This is a genomic window from Jeotgalibacillus soli, from assembly GCF_000829435.1.
GTDB classification, from domain to species: domain Bacteria; phylum Bacillota; class Bacilli; order Bacillales; family Jeotgalibacillaceae; genus Jeotgalibacillus; species Jeotgalibacillus soli.
On the sequence record NZ_JXRP01000009.1, the window covers coordinates 199325 to 216267 of the forward strand.

Annotated in this window: 13 protein-coding genes and 1 pseudogene; 9 read left to right on the top strand and 5 right to left on the bottom strand. The window is 40.6% G+C overall.

Going from position 1 to position 16943, the window contains the following annotated elements; translation table 11 throughout:
* The first annotated feature begins 138 nt into the window (after positions 1 to 138).
* From KP78_RS04030 to aceA, 3 genes are all read left to right on the top strand, one after another.
* Complete coding sequence (locus tag KP78_RS04030; RefSeq protein ID WP_041086518.1) at positions 139 to 2316, top strand: malate synthase G; 2178 nt, start codon at positions 139 to 141, stop codon at positions 2314 to 2316.
* A 342-nt stretch (positions 2317 to 2658) separates the two neighbouring features.
* Positions 2659 to 2952: a hypothetical protein gene (locus KP78_RS04035; RefSeq protein ID WP_041086520.1), complete on the top strand. Its 294-nt coding sequence runs from the start codon at positions 2659 to 2661 to the stop codon at positions 2950 to 2952.
* Between the two features lie 120 nt (positions 2953 to 3072).
* Positions 3073 to 4356 carry an isocitrate lyase gene (aceA, locus tag KP78_RS04040; protein ID WP_041086521.1) on the top strand — a complete coding sequence of 428 codons (1284 nt, stop codon included), beginning with the start codon at positions 3073 to 3075 and terminating at the stop codon, positions 4354 to 4356.
* A 95-nt stretch (positions 4357 to 4451) separates the two neighbouring features.
* On the opposite strand, the pseudogene KP78_RS20525 reads toward aceA, so the two are convergent.
* Positions 4452 to 5183, bottom strand: a pseudogene (locus KP78_RS20525) (putative bifunctional diguanylate cyclase/phosphodiesterase).
* A 75-nt stretch (positions 5184 to 5258) separates the two neighbouring features.
* Positions 5259 to 6374, bottom strand: coding sequence for a sensor domain-containing diguanylate cyclase (locus KP78_RS18480; protein WP_052474543.1), 1116 nt, complete (start codon positions 6372 to 6374; stop codon positions 5259 to 5261).
* A 525-nt stretch (positions 6375 to 6899) separates the two neighbouring features.
* On the opposite strand from KP78_RS18480, the gene KP78_RS04050 reads away from it, so the two are divergent.
* Genes KP78_RS04050 through KP78_RS04060 form a run of 3 tightly spaced genes read left to right on the top strand, consistent with a single transcriptional unit; the run spans position 6900 to position 10288 of the window.
* Entirely contained in the window at positions 6900 to 8717 is a 1818-nt protein-coding gene (locus tag KP78_RS04050; protein ID WP_157841439.1) for a BglG family transcription antiterminator, read from the top strand.
* Positions 8714 to 8980 carry a PTS sugar transporter subunit IIB gene (locus KP78_RS04055; protein WP_041086525.1) on the top strand — a complete coding sequence of 89 codons (267 nt, stop codon included), beginning with the start codon at positions 8714 to 8716 and terminating at the stop codon, positions 8978 to 8980. Before KP78_RS04050 ends, KP78_RS04055 begins: the two co-directional genes overlap by 4 nt.
* 45 nt (positions 8981 to 9025) lie before the next feature.
* The gene (locus KP78_RS04060) at positions 9026 to 10288 is read left to right on the top strand and encodes a PTS ascorbate transporter subunit IIC (protein WP_041086527.1); all 1263 of its coding nucleotides are present in this window, start codon (positions 9026 to 9028) and stop codon (positions 10286 to 10288) included.
* A gap of 113 nt (positions 10289 to 10401) precedes the next feature.
* Here the strand turns inward: KP78_RS04060 and dhaM are convergent, their stop codons facing one another.
* The 3 genes from dhaM to dhaK form a co-directional block, all read right to left on the bottom strand.
* Positions 10402 to 10788: a dihydroxyacetone kinase phosphoryl donor subunit DhaM gene (gene dhaM, locus KP78_RS04065; RefSeq protein ID WP_041086529.1), complete on the bottom strand. Its 387-nt coding sequence runs from the start codon at positions 10786 to 10788 to the stop codon at positions 10402 to 10404.
* A complete protein-coding gene (dhaL, locus tag KP78_RS04070; protein ID WP_041086531.1) occupies positions 10789 to 11412 on the bottom strand; it encodes a dihydroxyacetone kinase subunit DhaL in 624 nt (207 codons plus the stop codon).
* Positions 11413 to 11635: 223 nt separating this feature from the next.
* Positions 11636 to 12622 (bottom strand): dihydroxyacetone kinase subunit DhaK, encoded by a 987-nt coding sequence (gene dhaK / locus KP78_RS04075; protein ID WP_041086533.1) that lies wholly within the window; start codon positions 12620 to 12622, stop codon positions 11636 to 11638.
* A 301-nt stretch (positions 12623 to 12923) separates the two neighbouring features.
* On the opposite strand from dhaK, the gene fdhA reads away from it, so the two are divergent.
* From fdhA to KP78_RS04090, 3 genes are all read left to right on the top strand, one after another.
* Positions 12924 to 14141: a formaldehyde dehydrogenase, glutathione-independent gene (gene fdhA / locus KP78_RS04080; RefSeq protein WP_041086534.1), complete on the top strand. Its 1218-nt coding sequence runs from the start codon at positions 12924 to 12926 to the stop codon at positions 14139 to 14141.
* A gap of 413 nt (positions 14142 to 14554) precedes the next feature.
* A complete protein-coding gene (gene purU / locus KP78_RS04085) occupies positions 14555 to 15454 on the top strand; it encodes a formyltetrahydrofolate deformylase (RefSeq protein ID WP_041086536.1) in 900 nt (299 codons plus the stop codon).
* Positions 15455 to 15910: 456 nt separating this feature from the next.
* Positions 15911 to 16900 carry a TAXI family TRAP transporter solute-binding subunit gene (locus KP78_RS04090; RefSeq protein ID WP_041086538.1) on the top strand — a complete coding sequence of 330 codons (990 nt, stop codon included), beginning with the start codon at positions 15911 to 15913 and terminating at the stop codon, positions 16898 to 16900.
* The last annotated feature ends 43 nt before the right edge of the window (positions 16901 to 16943 follow it).

Genomic DNA, 16943 nt, shown 5'->3' on the forward strand with positions numbered 1-16943 from the left:
GGTTTTTTGTTTTGTGGAAGATCATGCAAAAAAAGTATGATGACTTCCTGAATTCTCTTTTAAACTTCACTCTTTTGTTATACAATACAGATAAATGTTACTAACTGATATATAACAGTAATGAGGAGGAGATAAAGTATGGCGCGTTATACGAAGGTAAAAGGAATGCAAATTGCAGAAGAGCTGTATCATTTTTTGGAAAGAGAAGCATTACCCGGGAGTGAAGTCTCCAGTGAGGATTTTTGGCAGGGAGTCAGTTCGCTTATACAAGATCTCACCCCGCGAAATAGAGAGCTGTTAGAAAAGCGTGATCACATTCAGCAGCAGCTCGATGATTGGCATAAGCAGCATGATTGGAAAAATAATCAGGAGGCTTATCATGATTATTTGAAAGAAATCGGCTATTGGGAGCCTGAAGGTGAACCGTTTACGATTTCTACTGCGAATGCTGATGATGAAATAACTGTACAGGCTGGCCCGCAGCTTGTTGTTCCGGTCAACAATGCGCGGTATGCCATTAATGCCGCCAATGCAAGATGGGGCAGTCTGTATGATGCGCTCTATGGTACAGATGCCATAAGTGAAGAGGATGGAGCGGAACGTACGGCTGCCTATAATCCTATCAGGGGACAAAAGGTTGTGGACTTTGGCCGCTCTTTTTTAGATGAAATTGCTCCTTTGGCAGCCGGTTCTCATGCAGACGCAACGAAGTATGCTGTCGAGGATGACAGATTGATTGTTTACCAGGATGAAGAGAAGACATCTTTACAGGATCAGAACGCTTTTATTGGGTTTCAGGGTGAAAAAGAACTTCCTTCGGCCATTTTGCTAAAGCATCATGGTCTCCATGTGGAGATTCAAATTGACCATGAGCATCCTATTGGAAAAACGGATGCAGCAGGTGTGAAGGATCTGCTAATTGAATCGGCCCTTACAACAATTATGGACTGTGAAGACTCTGTAACAGCGGTCGATGCAGAGGATAAGGTGCTTGTATATCGAAATTGGCTGGGTTTAATGAATGGATCATTATCTGCAACGTTCAAAAAGGGAGATAAGGTGCTTGAACGAAAACTGAATGGTGATCGGACCTATAACGCGAATACAGGTGAAGAAATCAGTCTTCGCGGTCGCTCATTGCTTTTGGTGCGGAATGTAGGTCACCTAATGACCTCCAATATGGTATTGGATCATGATGGTCAAGAAGTGCCGGAAGGAATGTTGGATACAGTCATTACAGGTTTACTTGCAAAGCATGAGCTGCTTGGAAGAAGCGGTCTTCGCAACTCAGAAAAAGGATCCGTTTACATTGTTAAACCGAAAATGCATGGTTCTGAAGAGGTTGCTTTTGCAAATGAGCTATTTAACCGGGTGGAGGATATCCTTGGGCTGCAGCGCAGCACATTGAAGATCGGTGTCATGGATGAGGAGCGCAGAACATCACTGAATCTGGCAAACTGTATTCGTGAAGTAAAGGAACGGATTGTGTTTATTAATACTGGTTTCCTGGATCGTACAGGAGATGAAATTCATACGTCTATAGAAGCGGGAGCAGTGATTCGAAAGGATGAAATGAAAGCTTCTGTTTGGCTTCAGGCATACGAAAAATCAAATGTGGATACCGGATTAAAGAGCGGCTTGCCGGGGCGCGCCCAAATCGGAAAAGGGATGTGGGCGATGCCTGACCGGATGAAAGATATGCTGGAGCAAAAGGTGAATCATCTTAAAGCCGGCGGAAATACGGCCTGGGTTCCTTCGCCGACTGCTGCAACCCTTCATGCCATTCATTATCATCAGGAAAATGTAACAGAAATACAGGAACAGCTTCGCTCAAGTATTCAAGACCGCAAGCAGGAGATTCTCACATTACCGTTAGCGGAAGGGCGGTGGTCTGAACAAGAAATCCAACAGGAGCTTGATAATAACGCACAAGGGATACTAGGTTATGTTGTGCGCTGGGTCGAGCATGGCATCGGGTGCTCGAAGGTGCCTGATATCCATAACGTCGGGCTGATGGAGGATCGTGCAACGCTTCGGATTTCAAGTCAGCATCTGGCAAACTGGCTGCATCATGGGATTTGTACGGAGGAGCAGGTTCTTTCGACCATGAAACGAATGGCGAAGGTTGTTGACGAGCAAAATGCCGGTGATCCGAACTATCATCCGATGGCTTCCGACTATGAGAGCTCGATTGCTTTTCAAGCTGCCTGCGAGCTTGTTTTTGAAGGAAGAAAGCAGCCGAATGGCTACACAGAGCCAATTCTTCACCGCCGCCGTCAGGAATTTAAGGAGAAAGCATTAGTGGAAAAACGTTAAAATTGCAGGGGCTGTCCCAATTTGGGGGCAGCCTCTTTTTTGTGTGACAAGCTTTTTGGTACGCATTGCAGTCAAACTGTTTTAATTTTAATGCTTTGTTAAAGTTCATTGTTGATTTTGCACAGCGTTGATTGGAGCGGAAATAAACAGACACATTTAACAAAGCCATTTTTAAAGCAAGAAAACAATTTGAAATTTTATAATAATTAGAAAACGAGAGATATAGAGAGAAATAAGAAGATTTACAGGGTTATTTATATATATGCAACTGTTTTATAACAGTTGCATAAAACAAAACACTGTTATATATTAGTGTTATCAAACAAATGGGAGCTGGTAGACATGCAAACACATCAAACAACGGGCAAGGAATTGATTGAAAAATGGATTGTGCAAAATGTAATTTCAGGGAAAACGAGCCAGGAGCTGTCGGGAACGCTTTTTGTTTATGGTGATGAAGCGATGACCTTAACTTCTACTGAAACCGGATCATTGGAAATTATTACTGAGGAAGTATCAAACGTGGTTGTTTTCCGCAAGAAAAATGAGTCTGATGCAACGAATATGTGCCGTGCATGCGGGGTTGATCATTCAACTTTTAAAGAAGCTCTTGAGTGTTGTGCGGATATCGATTAATTTTTTTGTCCCTTCTGTTATACAACAACATAAATTTAATTTATTAGTATATAACAGGGGAGTGGTTCTCTATAGCAGCCAATGGGTGATGGGATAAATAAAAACAAGGGAGAGATGAATATGACAAATCGTCAAGAGCAAGCGCAGCAACTAGCAGAAAGCTGGAAAGCAGATCGTTGGAATGGGGTTGAACGCCCATACAGTGCAGAGGATGTAATTAGGCTTAGAGGCTCTGTTGTCATAGAGCAAACACTGGCTCGCATGGGATCTGAAAGACTTTGGGAGCTTGTAAATACGGATGATTATGTAAATGCACTCGGCGCGTTAACTGGCAACCAAGCAATGCAGCAAGTTAAAGCGGGTCTAAAAGCTATTTATCTTAGCGGCTGGCAAGTAGCAGCTGATGCCAATCTATCAGGAAATATGTATCCTGACCAGAGTCTATATCCTGCTAATAGCGTACCGCAGGTAGTAAAACGAATTAATCAAACCCTTCAAAGAGCAGATCAAATTCAGCAAGCGGAGGGTAAAGGAGATACATATTGGTATGCTCCTATCGTAGCGGATATGGAAGCGGGTTTTGGCGGGAATTTAAATGTATTTGAACTGACAAAATCAATGATTGAAGCAGGGGCAGGGGGGGTTCATTTAGAAGATCAGCTTTCCTCGGAGAAAAAATGCGGCCATCTTGGCGGGAAGGTATTGCTGCCAACACAGACTGCAGTGAAAAATCTAATCTCAGCACGACTTGCTGCTGATGTAATGGGTGTACCAACGATTATTATTGCTAGGACGGACGCGAACGCAGCGGATTTGATCACGAGTGATGTTGACCCATACGATCAGCCTTTCATTACTGGAGAGAGAACGGCTGAAGGCTTCTTCCGCACAAACGATGGGCTTGACCAGGCCATTGCACGGGGACTTGCATACGCCCCATATGCGGATATGATCTGGTGTGAAACATCGGAACCGAATATTGATGAAGCAAGACGTTTTGCAGAAGCGATTCATGAAAAATTCCCTGGAAAGCTTTTGGCCTATAACTGCTCTCCGTCCTTTAACTGGAAGAAAAAACTCGATCAAGAAACGATCGCCTCCTTCCAAAATCAGCTTGGCGAGATGGGCTACAAATTCCAGTTCGTTACACTTGCTGGCTTCCACGCATTGAATCATGGCATGTTTGAACTGGCTCGCGGCTATAAAGAAAGAGGGATGGCCGCGTATTCTGAGCTTCAAGAGGCCGAATTTGCATCTGAAGAAAATGGCTACACAGCAACACGCCATCAGCGCGAAGTAGGTACCGGCTACTTTGACGAAGTATCCATGGTTATCACTGGCGGAACTTCCTCGACAACCGCGCTGTCAGGTTCAACGGAAACGGAACAATTCCAAAAAGCATAACTTTTAAAAAATGGCCTGGTCTTGTGACCAGGCCATTTTTGTGGTTTACATTATTAGTAGTACACTTCACTTTTCCTAGGAAGGCAATGAATGGCTTATTTCATATTGCTGTATTCGTTAGATTTATCTTGAACAGGATCATTATCCTTAACGAAATTAATTAATTGATTTGCCGAAAGACGTATGCTAAACAGATAACCTTGCATTTGATCGCAGCCATTTTTTTGTAAGTGCTGTGCTTGTTCTTCCGTTTCTGCCCCTTCGGCTATTACACTAAGGTTGATGCTTTTAGCCATTGAGATAATAGCAGTTATGATGGATTGGCTTTCTCTATTGTGAAGGTTTTACACAAAGGACTGATCAATTTTCAACATATCTACGGGTAATTGGCTAATGTAATTCAAGGAAGAAACCCCCGTCCCAAAATCATCGATTGAAATAGATATGCCTAGTTTTCTAAGCTTGAATAGAATTTGAATACTCTTATCTACTTCATGCATCATTGCTCCCTCTGTTATTTCTAATTCCAATAACCCAGGATCCAGATTTTTTTCGTTGAATATCGTTGAAACGACGTCTACGAAGCTGTCTTGTTCTAATTGCCGGGGAGATATGTTTACAGACACTTGAAGAGAAATATCCTCTTCTATTTCCCGCTTTTTCACTTCCTTGCAGGCTGTTTCCAGCACCGATTTTCCGATTAGAATAATGTTCCCTGTTTCTTCTGCAATAGGCATGAATTTTGAAAATGGAATGAAACCAAGATTTTTATTGTTCCAGCGAATGAGAGCTTCAACACCACTGATCTGATTTGTCAGGCTGTTTATTTTTGGCTGCTAGACCAACTCAAATTTGTTGTGCTCAATTGCAATCAGCATTTCAGTTTCAATCGCTAATCTGTCTTAAAGCCTTTCCTCCATGAGGTCATTATAAATGATGGCGTTATTGCCTTGATTTTTAGCGGAGTACATAGCCATATCTGCCCGCTTTAGCAGGGTGTCGATATTCAGTCCATGAACGGGATAAATGGAAATACCGATACTAAGAGATATATAAATATCGCGGTTTTCGATCTCAACTGGCTTTTTAAAGTGTTCAAAGATACGGCCGGCTGTATGGAGTACATCTTCATCTTTTTTAACATTAGGTATCAAAATAGTGAATTCATCCCCGCTCAATCGATAAGTGTTGAAGTCATATTCAGCGGAATTTGCAAATTCTCTTAAACGTTTTGTGAATAACTGTAATAATAAATCCCCAGCTTTATGCCCTAATGTATCATTAATTGTTTTGAAACGATCCATATCAATAAATAGGATGGCAAACATGGAATTCTTTTTATTAGCAGAAATCATAACTGAATCTAAATCGTTAATAAACGCTCTTCTGTTGGGGAGGCTGGTTAATTCATCCTGATACGCCATTTGATACATGATTTGTTCTAATTCATTCCTTTGGGTAATATCTCTAACAATCGTCATGATCGCTTTTTTTCCCTTAAAATAAATCTGTTTAAATCGCAATTCTACTGTTAATTGTTCTCCTGTTAGTGAAATCATCTGACATTCTGCCGTAAACAAGGCATCATTTGTCAGCATCGCTTTATTAATATTGTTTTTTGCATGGTTATGGTCAGCAGGTGATAATAAATCCATAATATTTCTACCTATTAATTCTTCCCGGTGTGCTGCTCCAAGTACCTTTACACCTGATCCGTTGATAAAAATGATCTCCTTGTTTTGGTGAACCCAAATAGGGTCAGGAGAAAAATCAAGCAAATGAAGGTAGCTTGCTTCATTTGCTTTTACGATTCGTTCCATTATTCTTTCGATAACAAAAATCATAAAAATAAGCAGTCCTAAAAAAAGTAAGAGTCCATTGTTATAAACTTCATCAATTCCTTCAGGGACAAGATTGAGTCTGAGTATGCTTTCGTCTTTTGCATCTAATATAAAAGCGATTGCTAACACAATATAAATGATTCTTCTTGTGTTTTTAAAAAATGTGTATGTAAACATGTAATGGACTCCATTCTTTTTTTGAACTAATAGACTGCCGAAATTGAAATTCATTTTAAGTAGTTGTCATTAATATCGGAAAATATTAGAAAATTTAAATATGTATGGTATTTTCAATACATACGATTAAGCCTAGTGGAAAAAATAGCATTTTGCCAGAATGAAATACTTAATCAACAGCATTATTTTGTAAAAGATATTTATTAAATCCAATTTGTGAACAGAAGACCAACAATAACTGGATTGAAACCGGTTACAAAAATAACAATAAAGAGAGTAGAATAGAAAGCAAGGGGAGGAGCGAATATGTATCTAACAGAACGAGGACGAACGATTCTCAATCGACTGATATACTCCAGCAATTTAACAATAGACGGACTTGAACAGACACTGCAGTATTCCTAAAGAGTCATTCATTATGAGCTTGACCGTATAAATGTTTGGCTGGAATCTGAAAATATTGATCCTGTTCGATACGAAAAACAGCGGCTGATTATCTCTGATCGTGTACCAATTATACAGGCTGTGAAAAAGTTGACTCCCAGCCAAGTGATATGGAATGAAAATGAACGAATTCTCATCATTGCTCTTTATACAGCCATCTCTAATGAAGAACTGTCTCTATTACATTATCAAGGTCTGCTTAGGGTATCACGAAACACGGCTATTCAAGACTTAAAAAGCTTTAAAAAAGTGGCAGCTCACGCCAATGTAGAATTTATTTATTCTCGAATAAAAGGTTACTGTTTTTCAGGGGACTCATTTGCGATTCACAAGTTCCTTTATAGAGTAGTGCGACAGGTACTGAAATTATCATCATATCGGGAGCTTCTGCAAGAGATATGTGTGAACCCTCTGCCTGCGATTGAAGATGATTTAGAAAAAGTGAAAAAAGTGGAACGCTTGATCGGAAAACGTTTTACAGATGATCAATTGCTATTGCTATCGGTGTTCAGTAACCTGCTGGAACAAATGGTAGAAAAAAGCTTTTTGCATGATGAACAACCCATTTTACCACCTGCGTCTACTCAAAATAGAGTATTAATTGATGCAATGAAAATTCTTGTGCCTAATCGAAAAGCAGCTTGGCCTATTGTTATGTTATCTCTTGAAAGTGCCAATCTTTTAGAAGCATCTAATTTAGAACCAAATGATTCAGAGATGAAAGAAGAGATCAGAAAAGTTGTAGAAGAATTTGAACGTCTAAGCTGCATAAAGTTTCAAAATCGAGAAGTTCTTTTAGAGAAGCTTTATTTGCATGTCAAACCAGCGGTGTATCGTATTAAGCATGGAGTCCCTGTATTCAATGATTTAGTTCATATTGTCGAAAGTGATAAACATGCTCTTCATGTTCTTACAAGTCGTGCCATACAATCATTTGAGAAATGGCTGGGTACTGACATCCCGGACGAAGAGAAAATTTATTGGACAATTTATTTTGGAAGCAGTTTGCAGAGCCAGGGCAGTGATTTTGAAAATAGAAAACAAGCAATTGTCATTTGTCCAAGCGGAACAAGCGTTTCACAGATGCTTCATGGTACGCTGCAGAAAATGTTTCCGGATCTCTTTTTTCTTCCGCCCATCGCGATACGGGATTTAAAAAAACATGAGCCGTTTGTAGATATCATTTTTTCTACTGTTCCCATACTTACAGAAAAAATGTTTTATCTAGTGGATCCTTTCCCGCAGCAATCAGAACGCAATGCCCTTTTGCATCAAGTGAGGACGGGGATGAATAGAGGAATTGGGCATGAATTTACACTGAAGGGAATTGTCGATATTGTAAAGAAATTCTCAACAGTGCATGAAGAAAAACAGCTTCATCAAGAGCTTGAGCAACTAATATGGCCAAAAGAAAAAAATGATGCAAGGAGGGAGTATCAGCCAATGCTGAATGAACTTATAACAAAGGACTCAATATCTTTTCATGACGAGGTCCATACATGGGAAGAAGCAATTCAGCTCGCTGCTCAGCCGCTGCTTAAAGCAAACAAAATAAAAGAATCGTATATAAATGCCATGATTGATAACGTGAATGAATTTGGTCCTTACATTGTTCTTATGCCTGGTGTAGCGGTTCCGCATGCAAGACCAGAAGACGGTGCAGTTGAGATTGGAATGAGTTATTTAAGACTTGAAAAGCCAGTCCTTTTTCCTAAAGAAAAAAATGTTCAATTATTATTTGTTTTGTCCGCAGTTGATCAAACAACGCACCTTAAGGCGTTATCACAGCTGACTTACCTGCTAAGTGATGAACAAAGTATAGAGAAATTAAAAAGTTCTACAGATATGAATGAAGTGAATTCCATTTTAATAAAATTTTCTGAGGAGGAATCAACATGAAAAAAATAATGGTGGTTTGCGGTAATGGCTTAGGATCAAGCTTTATTATGGAGCTTAATGTCAAAAAAGCGTTAGATCAGCTGGGCAAAGAAGCAGAGGTAGATCATACAGATCTTACAACAGCGCGTACAGCAGAAGCAGATATTTTTGTCGTTGCACAGGATCTTTTGGAGAATTTAGACGATGGCGTTCGAACAATTGTCGGATTAGAAAACATGATGAACATCGAGGAGATTAAATTAAAAATTGATGGTTACCTTTAATTTGCTTACCAAATAAAGTTCAATAGGAAAAGGGGGTCGGTTTTAGTGTTGGATATTCTAATGAATGACATTCTTGCAACGCCTGCAATATTAGTTGGATTATTTGCTCTTATTGGTCTTTTACTTCAGAAAAAGGATGCATCCTCAATCATATCGGGTACATTAAAAACAATCATGGGCTTTGTCATCATCGGAGCTGGAGCAGGAGTAATCATCGGGGCTTTAACAATCTTCGGGAGGATGTTTGATCATGCATTTTCCATTGATGGCGTAATTCCGAATAATGAAGCGATTGTGGCAGTGGCTCAAGATGCATTTGGCACAGAAACAGCCATGATTATGGTTTTTGGAATGATTGCAAACATTATTTTTGCTCGAATTACAAAATTTAAGTATATTTTTTTAACAGGTCACCACACCTTATTTATGGCGTGTCTCTTAGCAGCAACTCTTTCTGTTGGCGGATTAGATGGTTTTATGCTCGTAGTTGTAGGCTCCATTTTACTTGGACTTTGTATGGTTTTATTCCCTGCTTTGGTGCAGCCTTATGTGCGTCAAATTACAGGAAGTGATGATTTTGCAATTGGTCACTTTGGTTCTGTCGGTTATTTTGTTGCAGGAACGATAGGCAAATATTTCGGAAATAAAGAAAAAACAACGGAACAAATTAAAGTTCCTAAACAGCTTGGTTTTTTGCGTGACACTTCAGTAGCTGTATCTCTTACCATGACAATCATCTTTATTGTTGTGGCTTTATTTGCAGGTCAATCTTATATCGAGAGTGAGCTTTCTGCTGGTTCTAACTTCATTGTATTTTCACTCATTCAAGCGATTACGTTTGCTGCAGGTGTTTACATTGTCCTTGCAGGTGTAAGAATGCTGATTTCAGAAATTGTTCCAGCATTTAAAGGAATTGCAGATAAGCTGGTACCAAATGCCAAGCCTGCATTAGATTGTCCAACAGTCTTTCCATTTGCACCAAACGCTGTCATTATCGGGTTCTTGGCCAGCTTTTTAGCAGGAATTATTTCTATGTTTTTACTCCCATTATTCGGTTTAAAAATCATTGTTCCCGGACTGGTGCCGCACTTCTTTACTGGTGCAGCAGCAGGCGTGTTTGGAAATGCGACTGGTGGAAGGCGCGGAGCAATCCTTGGAGCAGTTGCCAATGGGATCTTAATCAGTTTCCTTCCAGCTATTTTGCTGCCCCTTTTAGGAACATTAGGATTTGAAAATACAACTTTTGGTGATTCTGACTTTGCGATCGTTGGCATTCTTGTCAGCCTTGTTGCAAGTCTATTCGATTAATAATGATTCAGAGCTTTTCAATAGAAGTGAAGTGCCTGCCTAATAGGGGACAGGTGCTTGCCATAAGACAAAAAGACATATCTCTAGAAGATGTGTCTTTTTGTCTATTTCAATTATTCATTTATTACAGTGAACTGCTTTTGAATTCCTTCTATGATATCGTGCAGCCGTTTCCCGATACCTGCTTCAACCGTGCCTATATAAGCACCTTCTATCAGTGGAGCCTCAACGAGATAGGCGTTATCCTTTCCTGCTAACTCGATCGCAAGCTCAGCGTTCATCTTTGCAGATCCTAGATCGTAAAACAGTAAGACGCCTTCGCCGGAATCTGCTTTTTCTATTGCTTGCAGGATTTTGTCAAGGCTTGTTCCAATGCCTCCCTCATCTGTACCGCCAGCCAATTCAATGGCAACGTTCTGTTCTACTTGACGTAGCAGCTCGTAAAGCCCTTCGGCAATTTTATCACTGTGGGAAATAAGGACAATTCCTACTGCGCTCATTTATTCGCCACGCTCCTTTAAAATCTCGGCTAATGCAGCGAATAGATAGTAAGTTGAAGCAGCTCCAGCATCCATATGCCCGACGGATTTTTCCTTATAATACGCTGCACGGCCTTTGTTTGCCTGCATATCTTTGGTTTTTTCCTTTGCATCCGCCAGCTTTTCAATCCATTCATCTGGCTGTACATCGGATTGAACTTGCAGATACGCTGTAAAAGGTCCCCAGACATCGATCATCGTTTTATCTGATTCTTCCGCTTTCCCGCGCATTTTTAGTGAGTCCGTCGCTTCACTCATCGCCTCTTTGAATTGGTCGAATGAGATGGTCTCTGCACCTTTTGTAGAGGAGGAAAGCTTTAGAAAAGCGGATCCGTAGAGGGGCCCGGAAGCTCCGCCAATTTTGGATAAAAGGGTCATGGCTGCATCTTTTAATGCATCGCTTGGCGTGGCATATGAACCAGCTTGCAGTTTTTCTGCTGCCGCTTGGAATCCTCTTGCCATATTGATGCCGTGGTCGCCGTCTCCAATTACTTGATCGAGTTCTGTTAATTCATCCTTCTTTTCTTGAAAAACGCTATTAGCTCGTTCAATCCATTGAATCGTTTCTTGTGTCGTTAGATTCATCGTAAGCACCTTCTATTCTCTTTGTTAATCAAGTAGTTTTTAAGCTTAGCTATATTAAAGTTCATTGTTGATTTTTGCACAGCGTTGATTGGAACGGATACACGAGACTCCTGCGGGCTGAAGCGGGACAGGTGAGACTCAAGCAGGTGCGTCTGCGACCTGGGAGGCTCACCGCCCTCATCGCGGAAAGCGTGCGCCTGGAGCGAAAATCAACAGACATGTTTTAAAATCCTGGTGCATCGCAAGGCGCCTGCAATAATTCATATAGCTGATCATCTAACCGGAGCAATGTTAGAGAGCATCCAGCCATTTCAAAAGCAGTCATATAATTGCCAACATACGTTTTTGTCATATGAAGTCCTTTTTCTTTTAGCAGCTCCTGGATTTTTCTGTTTACAATATATAATTCCATTAGCGGTGTTGCGCCAAGTCCATTTACCATTACGGCTACATGATCGCCTGTTTTAAACACTCCTTCTTCCAAAATTGGCTGAAGCAGCTTTTCAGCAACCTCATCCGCTGATTTTAATTCTTCACGCTCTAATCCGGGCTCTCCATGAATCCCCATCCCCATTTCCATCTCATTGTCGCCAAGAACAAAGCTTGGTTTGCCGTTTCCGGGAACAATACATGGTGATAAAGCCATACCCATGGAGCGAACCTGCTGCACAACTTTTTCTGCTGCTGCATGTACCTCCTGCAACGAGGCGCCTGTTTCGGCGAGGGCACCCGCAATCTTGTGTACAAAAATGGTCCCGGCAATTCCTCGTCTGCCTGTTGTATAGGTGCTATCTTCAACCGCTACGTCGTCATTTACAATGACTTTTTCTACGGTGATTCCTTCTGCTTCTGCTAACTCAGCCGCCATTTCAAAATTCATTACGTCTCCGCTATAGTTTTTAATAACGAGGAGAACGCCTGCTCCTGAATCAGCTGCTTTAATGGCTTCTAAAACTTGATCGGGACCAGGGGATGTGAATGCTTCTCCTGCTACAGCGGCATCTAACATACCCTTCCCGACATACCCAGCATGAGCTGGCTCATGACCGCTTCCGCCACCGCTTACAATACCAACTTTTCCGTTCGTCTTCTGCTTTCTCACAATGACGGTTGTGTCTGGAAGCAATTCCACCTCATTTGGATAAGCCGCTACAATCCCTTGTACCATCTCTAGTACAACATCTGATGGATGATTGATTAGTTTTTTCATATTTTTCTTCCTTTCGATTGGTAAAGTTGAAAGCGTATACACTATCTATTGTTGTCCCAAACACTAAAATTTTCAAGTGTTTTGCATTGAAAAAAATGTAATTAACTAGATTTCAAACATATGAGAAAAGTTTGATTATGGATTGACTTTTCAACGTTTTGTCATACATGGTTGCTATTTACTATTTTAGTAAAATAGAATTATAGTTATTGAACTATTTAGAATAGATGATATAATTAATATGGAATGACAACGCTTACAATAGTCGTTCGCTAACTATTCTTCAGGGGGAGTGATTTGATTGGCAGGTAACCGCGCAGTAATCTTTTCGAAACCAGGTGAAGTAGAAGTACAGGACATTAGTTTTCCGGATTTAGTTCTTCGTGATGGACCAGGGGTTAATCCTTTGAACGTTGGCCGGAAGTGTAACCATGGAGTTATCCTGAAAGTTGTGACCACGAATATCTGTGGCAGTGACCAGCACATGGTACGAGGAAGAACAACGGCACCAAGCGGGCTGGTTCTGGGCCATGAGATCACTGGAGAAGTTATTGAAGTTGGCAGCGATGTTGAATTTATTAAAAAGGGCGACTTGGTTTCCGTTCCCTTTAACATTGCATGTGGACGATGCAGAAGCTGTAAAGAAAGAGATACACATATTTGTGAAAACGTAAATCCGGATCGTCCGGGTTCAGCTTATGGATATGTAGACATGGGAGGATGGGTTGGAGGACAATCTGAGTATGTGATGGTTCCTTATGCAGACTTCCAGCTGTTAAAATTCCCTGACAAAGATCAAGCAATGGAAAAAATTCGTGACTTAACAATGCTTTCTGATATTTTCCCAACAGGCTATCATGGAGCTGTGAGTGCGGGAGTTAGACCGGGATCAACGGTTTATGTAGCCGGTGCAGGCCCTGTAGGATTGGCTGCAGCGCACTCGGCACAATTACTTGGTGCTTCTGTCGTAATCGTTGGAGATCTGATTGAAGAGCGTTTGGCACAGGCTAGAAGCTTTGGCTGTGAAACGATTAACCTGCGTGACCATGCCAACATTGGAGAGCAAATTGAACAAATTTTGGGTGTGCCTGAAGTGGACTGTGCAATCGATGCTGTGGGATTTGAAGCAAGTGCACACGGGCAAGGTGCCCAAGAAGCTCCAGCTACAGTGTTAAACTCCATTATGGGTATTACACGTGCAGGTGGACGATTGGGTATTCCTGGACTATACGTAACAGGCGATCCAGGTGGAATTGATGCAGATGCTCAGGAAGGTACGCTGAAAATCCGTCTTGGCCTAGGCTGGGCAAAAGCTCATACGTTTGTAACGGGACAAACCCCAGTTATGAAGTACCATCGTGATCTAATGTCTGCAATTTTGAGTGGAAGAGCTCAAATTGCAAAAGCAGTAAATGCGACAGTCATTTCTCTTAATGATGCTCCTGCGGGATATCGAGAGTTTGATGGCGGGGCATCGAAAAAATTTGTAATCGATCCACACGGTATGGTGAGAAGTTAATCATCATTTTAGAATCATCGGAGACGATACATACTCTTGATGACTACTTCTGCAACATAATTGATTTGATTAGCGAAGAAACTACCTATTCGGAGTTTCTTCGTTTTTAATTTGGCGATATATTAAAGGTGATTGTTGAAATTGGCATGATGCTGATGGGAGAGAAAGGCGTGAGACTCCTGCGGTATAAGCGAGTCAATGGGAGACCCGACAGGAGCATTAGCGCCGAGGAGCGCCTGAAGCGGAAACCAACAGGTTAACTTAAGGGAGTCTTTTAATTAGGAAAATAAGTACTGTTGCTTGAATTTATTCAGAAATACTAAGTGAAAATTCTTTATTTAATCTCCTTTTTGGCATACTATGTAGGTTATTGACTTTTATCTATATGCCATAACATCAAGAGGGAGGTTGTCATGAGTACATATATTCAGGACCAGCTTAATGATTTTAAAGAAAATAGAAAAAATAGAGGCTGTTTATTAATCAATTGCCCTGATAAGCCGGGCATTGTGGCGACGGTATCAAGGTTTTTATTCCAGTACAATGCCAATATAATCGAATCCAGCCAGTATTCTACCGATCCGGAAGGTGGAGATTTCTTCATTCGAATTGAATTTGAATGTCCGGATCTTCAATCCAAAAAGGAAGAAATCAAACTGTCTTTTGAAGCGGTTGCTGAAAACTTCAATATGGATTGGAAAATAACATTCGCTTCTGAAATGAAGAAGACCGCTATCTTTGTTTCAAAAGAGCTTCACTGTCTTCGTGAGCTTCTGTGGGAATGGCAAAATGGTGATCTAATGACAGAATTAGCTGTCGTGATCAGTAATCATGAGGATTCAAGAGAGATTGTAGAAGGATTAGGAATTCCATTTCATTACATTCCTGCTAGCAAAGAAAACCGAAATGAAGTAGAGGCTAAGCAGCTTCAATTGCTGCAGGAATATGAAATTGACCTTATTGTTTTGGCTCGTTATATGCAAATTTTAACGCCTAAATTTGTAGAAGCTAATCCGAAGCGGATCATCAATATTCACCACTCATTCTTGCCGGCTTTTGTTGGTGCAAGACCTTATGACCGTGCTTATCAAAGAGGTGTAAAGCTGATCGGTGCAACATCACATTACGTAACCAACGATCTTGATGAAGGCCCGATTATCGAACAAGACATAATGAGAGTGGATCACCGAGACGATATTGCAGCATTGAAAAAAATCGGCCGCTCTATCGAGCGAAGCGTCCTTGCCCGTGCCGTTAAATGGCATCTTGAGGACCGTATTATCGTGGACGGTAATAAGACAATTGTATTTTAAAAGAGAGAGTATGCAGAGAAATTTCTGCATGCTTTTTTATTGCGCAAATTTACGTTTTAGCAGCAAATATTCTAATAAGAGGAGATATAAGGGGATTTTACAGAGATTGTTATGATCATAGTGTTTGAAAAATTAAAACTAACCTTTATAAGTATGAAGCGTAATTTAAAGGAGTTGTGTTATAATACCACTTTTCTTCGATATTTCATGTTTTTTCCATAGGTGAATATGATAGTTCTACTCACTGCTACACAGGAGAAAAATCAATTATTTAGGACTATTAACCTACGTAAAATAACATCTAAAATAATTGTTGTTTTGGAACTAAATGAGATCTCTTGAGTCCTACCTCACAGTCAATGAAATATTTTTTTGAATTGACAACCAACCTTTTACGTGTTTTATTATAATAGATTGAAAATTATAAAAAATAGGTAAACGGGGGGCTTTGTACATATGAAAAAAGGATTAATTACTTTAATGTCTTTATTTGTGCTTGTCATTGCGGGCTGTTCATCTCCTTCTGACTCTGGTTCAGGATCGGGATCAGAAACAGAGGCAGAGGCAGGGCTTGATCTTGCCACGATTGCAACAGGAGGTACGGGTGGTGTTTATTATCCAATAGGCGGTGGAATCGCACAGATTTTAGAGGAGGAATTGGGTATTACTGCTACTGCTCAGGTAACAGGGGCGTCAGTAGAAAATATGCAGCTCTTATCAAAAGGTGATGTGCAAATTGCTTTTACACAGAATGATATTGCAGATTATGCAGTAAATGGTATAGAGGTTTTTGATGAAAAGTTAGAGGGAATCAGTGGTATTTCAACATTATATCCTGAAATTATCCAGCTTGTAGTAGCTGCGGATAGTGATATTCAATCAGTTGAGGATTTAAAGGGCAAGAAGGTTTCTGTTGGAGCTCCAGGAAGTGGTAATGAGGCTAACAGTGTTCAAATTTTGGAGGCTGCAGGCTTAACTTATGATGACATTGAAGAAGAATTAAAATCATATGCCGATTCTGCAGATAGTTTTAAAGATGGACTTATCGACGCTATGTTTGTCACATCTGGAGTCCCGAATGCTTCTGTATCAGATATTGCTGTAACAAAAGGGGTTCGCGTTATAAGTATAGATGATGAAGTCATTGCAGCGCTAAAAGAAAAATATCCATTCTTTATTGATGAAGTAGTTCCTGCAGGATCTTACGATGGACAGGATGAGGATGCAAAAACGGTTGCTGTTTTGGCGGCTTTAACGGTTAACAGCGATTTAAGTGAAGATGATGTTTATGACATAACAAAAGCAATTTACGATAATTTAGACACCCTTGGCTCTAAGCATGAGAAGGCGAAGGAAATCACATTGGAAAAAGCACTTGATGGATTGACTATTCCACTTCATCCAGGTGCACAAAAGTATTTTGATGAAGAAGGAATTAGTCAGTAAGGGGGCCTTTACAAGGGAGCTTTTTAGCTCCCTTGTATATATC

Coding starts and splice junctions, on each gene's coding strand:
- KP78_RS04030 (WP_041086518.1), top strand. CDS start 139: ATGGCGCGTTATACGAAGGTAAAAGGAATGCAAATTGCAGAAGAGCTG.
- KP78_RS04035 (WP_041086520.1), top strand. CDS start 2,659: ATGCAAACACATCAAACAACGGGCAAGGAATTGATTGAAAAATGGATT.
- aceA (WP_041086521.1), top strand. CDS start 3,073: ATGACAAATCGTCAAGAGCAAGCGCAGCAACTAGCAGAAAGCTGGAAA.
- KP78_RS18480 (WP_052474543.1), bottom strand. CDS start 6,374: ATGTTTACATACACATTTTTTAAAAACACAAGAAGAATCATTTATATT.
- KP78_RS04055 (WP_041086525.1), top strand. CDS start 8,714: ATGAAAAAAATAATGGTGGTTTGCGGTAATGGCTTAGGATCAAGCTTT.
- dhaM (WP_041086529.1), bottom strand. CDS start 10,788: ATGAGCGCAGTAGGAATTGTCCTTATTTCCCACAGTGATAAAATTGCC.
- dhaL (WP_041086531.1), bottom strand. CDS start 11,412: ATGAATCTAACGACACAAGAAACGATTCAATGGATTGAACGAGCTAAT.
- dhaK (WP_041086533.1), bottom strand. CDS start 12,622: ATGAAAAAACTAATCAATCATCCATCAGATGTTGTACTAGAGATGGTA.
- purU (WP_041086536.1), top strand. CDS start 14,555: ATGAGTACATATATTCAGGACCAGCTTAATGATTTTAAAGAAAATAGA.
- KP78_RS04090 (WP_041086538.1), top strand. CDS start 15,911: ATGAAAAAAGGATTAATTACTTTAATGTCTTTATTTGTGCTTGTCATT.